A 5,001-nucleotide genomic window follows, 5' to 3' on the forward strand; every position below is an offset into this window, starting at 1 on the left:
CACCCCCCCGCTCCCACATTTTGTTCTGCGTCAGTCTTCGAATTGGCGGCGTTCGTTTTCGATGGCTTCGGCCAGGGCGCGGGCTTCGTCTTCTTCGTCGCTCAGCGGCGGTTGTTCGAGCGCTGCGACGGCGGCCAGCAGTTTGGCACGGGCTTCGGCGACGCCGAGGATGTCCTCCTCGGGTTCAGGCTCGGGCTCATCTTCAACTTCGACTGGCAGCTCAACCTCAACGTTCAGTTGCAACGCAGGCTCCTGCTCACCGTCACTGACCGCACCATCACGCAGCAAGTCATCGAAGTCAGTCTTGATGCCCTGCTCCATGTCATCCAGTTCCAGCAACAATGTGTGGAAACTGGTTTCGTCCTTCGGCTCTTCCGGCTCGGCGCTGGCGTCGGCCAGCTCCTGCAACCCGGCGGGCACCGGTGCGTCGTCGAAATCCAGGACCGGGTCCGGCTCCATCTCCCGCAGCTCGGCCAGCGGCGGCAAGTCGTCGAGGTTTTTCAGGTTGAAGTGGTCGAGGAACACCTTGGTAGTGGCAAACATCGCCGGCTTGCCGGGCACGTCGCGGTAGCCAACGATCCTGATCCACTCCCGCTCCAGCAACGTCTTGACGATATGGCTGTTGACCGCGACGCCGCGCACGTCTTCGATCTCGCCCCGGGTGATCGGCTGGCGATAGGCGATCAGCGCCATGGTTTCCAGCATCGCGCGGGAATAGCGCTGCGGGCGTTCTTCCCACAGGCGGCCGACCCACGGCGAAAACTTCTCGCGAATTTGCAGGCGATACCCGGAAGCCACTTCCCGCAGCTCGAAGGCACGGCCGTCGCAGGACTTGCGCAGAATCTCCAGGGCCTTCTTGAACACCGGCGGCTCAGGGCGCTCGGCTTCTTCAAACAGTTCGAACAGGCGCTCCAGGGATTGCGGCTTGCCCGAGGCCAGGAGAAAGGCTTCCAGCAGCGGAGCCAGTTCGCGGGGTTCAGTCAGATTCATCGATTCAGCTCTTTATTCGGCTCGCGCCCGCACGTGGATAGCCGCAAAAGGCTCATTCTGGACCAGCTCGACCAAGGATTCCTTGACCAGCTCAAGGATCGCCATAAAGGTCACGACTACCCCCAGGCGCCCTTCTTCCTTGGTAAACAGCTCGACAAACGGCACAAACCCGCCGCCCTTGAGGCGATCCAGCACATCACTCATGCGCTCGCGGGTGGACAGTGCCTCGCGGCTGACCTGGTGGCTTTCAAACATATCGCCACGGCGCAGTACTTCGGCCATGGACATCAGCAACTCTTCCAGGCTCACGTCCGGCAGCAGCTTGCGCGCCCGGGCTTCCGGGGCGTCGAGCTTGGGCACCACCACATCGCGGCCGACCCGGCTCAAACCGTCGATGCCTTCGGCCGCGGCCTTGAAGCGCTCGTACTCCTGCAGGCGGCGGATCAGTTCGGCGCGGGGGTCATCCTCTTCCGCCTCGATAGTCTCCGAGCGCGGCAGCAGCATGCGTGACTTGATTTCCGCGAGCATCGCGGCCATCACCAGGTATTCGGCGGCCAGTTCCAGGCGCACGGTCTGCATCAGTTCGACGTAGCCCATGTACTGGCGGGTGATTTCCGCCACCGGGATGTCGAGGATATTGATGTTCTGCTTGCGGATCAGGTACAGCAGCAAGTCCAGCGGACCTTCGAAGGCTTCGAGGAAGACTTCCAGCGCATCTGGCGGGATGTACAGGTCCAGCGGCATTTCCATCACGGCCTGGCCGTAGACCATGGCAAATGGCAGTTCCTGCTGGGCGCCCGCCTGGCTGTCGACGGCTTCCACGGCCGACATTCAGGCCTCGACCATGAACGGTGCCGGGTCGCCACACCCTACGCGCACCACTTCCGGCTCGCCGTCGGCCAGGTTGATCACGGTAGAGGCCTTGTTGCCGCCGTAGCCGCCGTCGATGATCAGGTCGACGTGTTTTTCCAGCAGCCGGCGCATTTCATAAGGGTCGTACAACGGCTCTTCTTCCCCCGGCAGGATCAGCGACACACTCATCAGCGGCTCACCGAGTTCGGCCAGCAGCGCCAGGGCGATCGGGTGTTCCGGCACCCGCAGGCCGATGGTGCGCTTCTTCGGGTGCAGCAGCAGGCGCGGCACTTCGCGGGTGGCGTTGAGGATGAAGGTGTAGGGCCCCGGCGTGTGCGCCTTGAGCAGGCGGAAGGTGCCAGTGTCGACCTTGGCGAACAGCCCCAGCTGGGACAGGTCGCTGCAAATCAGTGCGAAGTTGTGGTTCTTGTCCAGGTCACGCAGGCGTCTTACGCGCTCGACCGCATTCTTGTCGCCGATCTGGCAACCGATGGCGTAGGACGAATCCGTGGGGTAGATCACCACGCCACCGGCACGGATGATCTCCACGGCCTGTTTGATCAGGCGCGCCTGCGGGTTTTCCGGATGAATCTGGAAGAATTGACTCACGTGTTCTACCTGTTCAGACGGTGGCAATAATGGGGTCATGTTTGAAGCGACACCAAAGGGGCGGCAAATCTTCCGGAACGGCGCGGTACTCGCCAATCTCGGACCAGCCGCCGGGGCCATGAAAATCACTGCCGGCGCTGACCAGCAGACCAAATTCGCGGGCAAGAATCGCCAGGCTGCCTACCTGCTCGGCGGGTTGATGCCCGTTGACCACTTCGATTGCGTGGCCGCCCGCTCCAATATAGTCGCCAATCAGCTTGCGACGCTTGCTGCGGGTGAAATCGTAATGCCACGGATGCGCCAGGCTGACCCAGGCACCTGCTGCCCGCAGTGTGCCAACGGTGTCTTCCAGGGTTGGCCAGTGTTGCTTGACGTCCCCCAGCTTGCCGGCACCCAGCCATTTGCGGAACGCTTCGGCGCGATCCTTTACAAAACCTTCACGCACCATCCAGTCGGCAAAGTGCGGGCGGGCCGGGGCGTTGCCGCTGTCACCCAGTTCCTGCTGGATGGCGCGGGCGCCTTCCAGGCCGTTGGGCATGCCCTTGAGGGCCAGCTTGCGGCTTATTTCTTCGGACCGCAGCCAGCGGCCATCGTGCAATTTGGCGATGGCCTCCACCAGCGGCGGCGCGTTGACGTCGAAACCGTAGCCCAATACGTGGATGGTTGCGCCGCCCCAAGTGCAGGACAATTCAACTCCGTTGACCAGTTGCATGCCCAACGCATGCGCCGCCTCGCGGGCCTCTGCCAGGCCTTCGAGGGTGTCGTGGTCGGTCAACGACAGGACTCGCACGCCTTTTTCAAACGCACGCGCAACCAGGACCGCGGGCGCCAGGGCGCCGTCGGAGGCTGTGCTATGGCAGTGCAAATCAACATTCACGGGAGTGTGTAACCTCAAGTCAGCTGGCGCTTTCGCTACCAAGGATGTTTGTTATTATGCCGCCACATCCAGCTTCTGGCTCTTACTGTGAAACAATTCATCGACTTCATCCCGCTGTTGCTGTTTTTCATCGTTTACAAAACCGACCCTCGCGTTATCGATCTTGCCGGCCACGAGCTGACCGTCGGCGGCATCTACAGTGCCACGGCGGTGCTGATCATCAGCTCCGTGGTGGTCTACGGCGCGCTCTTCATCTCCCAGCGCAAGCTGGAAAAAAGCCAGTGGCTGACCCTGGTCGCCTGCCTTGTGTTCGGCAGCCTGACCCTGGCCTTCCACAGCGAAACCTTCCTTAAATGGAAAGCCCCGGTGGTCAACTGGCTGTTCGCCCTGGCCTTTATCGGCAGCCACTTCATCGGTGATCGCCTGCTGATCAAGCGGATCATGGGCCACGCGCTGACCTTGCCAGACCCGGTATGGACCCGCCTGAACATCGCCTGGATCGTGTTTTTCCTGTTCTGCGGCGCCGCCAACCTGTTCGTCGCCTTTACCTTCCAGAGCTACTGGGTGGACTTCAAGGTGTTCGGCAGCCTGGGCATGACCGTGCTGTTCCTGGTCGGCCAGGGTATCTACCTGTCGCGCCACCTGCATGACACCGACCCTACCACGCCGAAAACCGAGGACTGACATGCTCTACGCCATCATTTCCACCGACGTCGCCAACTCCCTGGAAAAACGCCTGTCCGTACGCCCGGCCCACGTCGAGCGCCTGAAACAGCTGCAAGCCGAAGGCCGCCTGGTACTGGCCGGCCCACATCCTGCGGTAGACAGCAACGACCCGGGAGACGCCGGTTTCATCGGTAGCCTGATCGTCGCCGAGTTCGCCTCCCTGGCGGCGGCACAAGCCTGGGCCGATGCTGATCCGTATGTAGCGGCCGGCGTGTACGCCCAGGTGCTGGTCAAACCGTTCAAGCAAGTCCTGCCTTGATTCGTTGCGCGCTGAACCAAATGGCTTCAGCGCACTCCTAAACGCTCATTATTCCCGGTAACCTGCCGACAACGTTCTGAATATTCGTGTGGAATCAGGAGTTCCGATGCGCTTACGTCAGTTGTGTCTGTTGGCAGTGTTAATGATCGGGGCTACGGCCCACGCTGAAGAAACCTCGAACACCGGCAGTTCCACGCCCCTGTCCTTGAGTGCCGGCAGCCAGATCACCGATTTGCAGCAACGTTTGAAAGAGAGCGAACGCCAGCGCGATGAGCTGAGCAAGCAATTGCAAAGTGCTGACGCCACGCGGGAAAGTACCCAACTGAGTAAACTGCGCCAGGAGAACCAACGCCTGGTCCAGCAACTCAAAGAAGCACAGGGCAGTGCCTTGCCACGCTGGCTTACCGAGCAACAACAATGGTTCGTGACCGGCGGGGCAGTCGCGCTGATCGCCCTGTTATGCGGGATCTTCGCCAGTGGCGGGCACCGGCGCCGTCGACAATGGCTAAATTGAGTGAGTCATGAGCGAGCTGTTACTGATAGATGATGACCAGGAGCTCTGTGAGCTGCTGACCAGTTGGTTGAGCCAGGAAGGTTTCCAGGTGCGCGCCTGCCATGACGGCTTGAGCGCCCGCAAGGCATTGGCCGAAGCCGCCCCGGCGGCCGTGGTGCTCGACGTGATGCTGCC

The 5,001-nt window shown here is 61.6% G+C and carries 8 protein-coding genes; 4 read left to right on the plus strand and 4 right to left on the minus strand.

Annotated elements, in window-relative coordinates; genetic code table 11:
- Positions 1 to 30: 30 nt before the first annotated feature.
- From scpB to HX846_RS27925, 4 genes are all read right to left on the minus strand, one after another.
- Complete coding sequence (gene scpB, locus HX846_RS27910; RefSeq protein WP_008433105.1) at positions 31 to 990, minus strand: SMC-Scp complex subunit ScpB; 960 nt, start codon at positions 988 to 990, stop codon at positions 31 to 33.
- A gap of 12 nt (positions 991 to 1,002) precedes the next feature.
- A complete protein-coding gene (locus HX846_RS27915) occupies positions 1,003 to 1,701 on the minus strand; it encodes a ScpA family protein (protein ID WP_173406103.1) in 699 nt (232 codons plus the stop codon).
- A gap of 120 nt (positions 1,702 to 1,821) precedes the next feature.
- On the minus strand, positions 1,822 to 2,451 hold the full coding sequence (locus HX846_RS27920; protein ID WP_003220075.1) for an L-threonylcarbamoyladenylate synthase: 630 nt from the start codon (positions 2,449 to 2,451) through the stop codon (positions 1,822 to 1,824).
- Positions 2,452 to 2,464: 13 nt separating this feature from the next.
- Positions 2,465 to 3,328, minus strand: coding sequence for a PHP domain-containing protein (locus HX846_RS27925; protein ID WP_003220073.1), 864 nt, complete (start codon positions 3,326 to 3,328; stop codon positions 2,465 to 2,467).
- An 87-nt stretch (positions 3,329 to 3,415) separates the two neighbouring features.
- Between HX846_RS27925 and HX846_RS27930 the strand changes: the two genes are divergently transcribed.
- The 4 genes from HX846_RS27930 to HX846_RS27945 all read left to right on the plus strand — a co-directional run.
- Positions 3,416 to 4,012, plus strand: coding sequence for a septation protein A (locus HX846_RS27930; RefSeq protein ID WP_102369772.1), 597 nt, complete (start codon positions 3,416 to 3,418; stop codon positions 4,010 to 4,012).
- Between the two features lies 1 nt (position 4,013).
- On the plus strand, positions 4,014 to 4,313 hold the full coding sequence (locus HX846_RS27935) for a YciI family protein (RefSeq protein ID WP_087692655.1): 300 nt from the start codon (positions 4,014 to 4,016) through the stop codon (positions 4,311 to 4,313).
- Positions 4,314 to 4,419: 106 nt separating this feature from the next.
- Positions 4,420 to 4,827 carry a hypothetical protein gene (locus tag HX846_RS27940; protein ID WP_003220067.1) on the plus strand — a complete coding sequence of 136 codons (408 nt, stop codon included), beginning with the start codon at positions 4,420 to 4,422 and terminating at the stop codon, positions 4,825 to 4,827.
- 7 nt (positions 4,828 to 4,834) lie between these two features.
- Positions 4,835 to 5,001 (plus strand): response regulator (locus HX846_RS27945; protein WP_178966529.1); only part of this gene is annotated, 167 nt, incomplete at its 3' end.

The sequence above is a fragment of the Pseudomonas sp. K5002 genome (assembly GCF_013386655.1).
Lineage (GTDB): Bacteria > Pseudomonadota > Gammaproteobacteria > Pseudomonadales > Pseudomonadaceae > Aquipseudomonas.

Coding starts and splice junctions, on each gene's coding strand:
- HX846_RS27935 (WP_087692655.1), top strand. CDS start 4,014: ATGCTCTACGCCATCATTTCCACCGACGTCGCCAACTCCCTGGAAAAA.
- scpB (WP_008433105.1), bottom strand. CDS start 990: ATGAATCTGACTGAACCCCGCGAACTGGCTCCGCTGCTGGAAGCCTTT.
- HX846_RS27940 (WP_003220067.1), top strand. CDS start 4,420: ATGCGCTTACGTCAGTTGTGTCTGTTGGCAGTGTTAATGATCGGGGCT.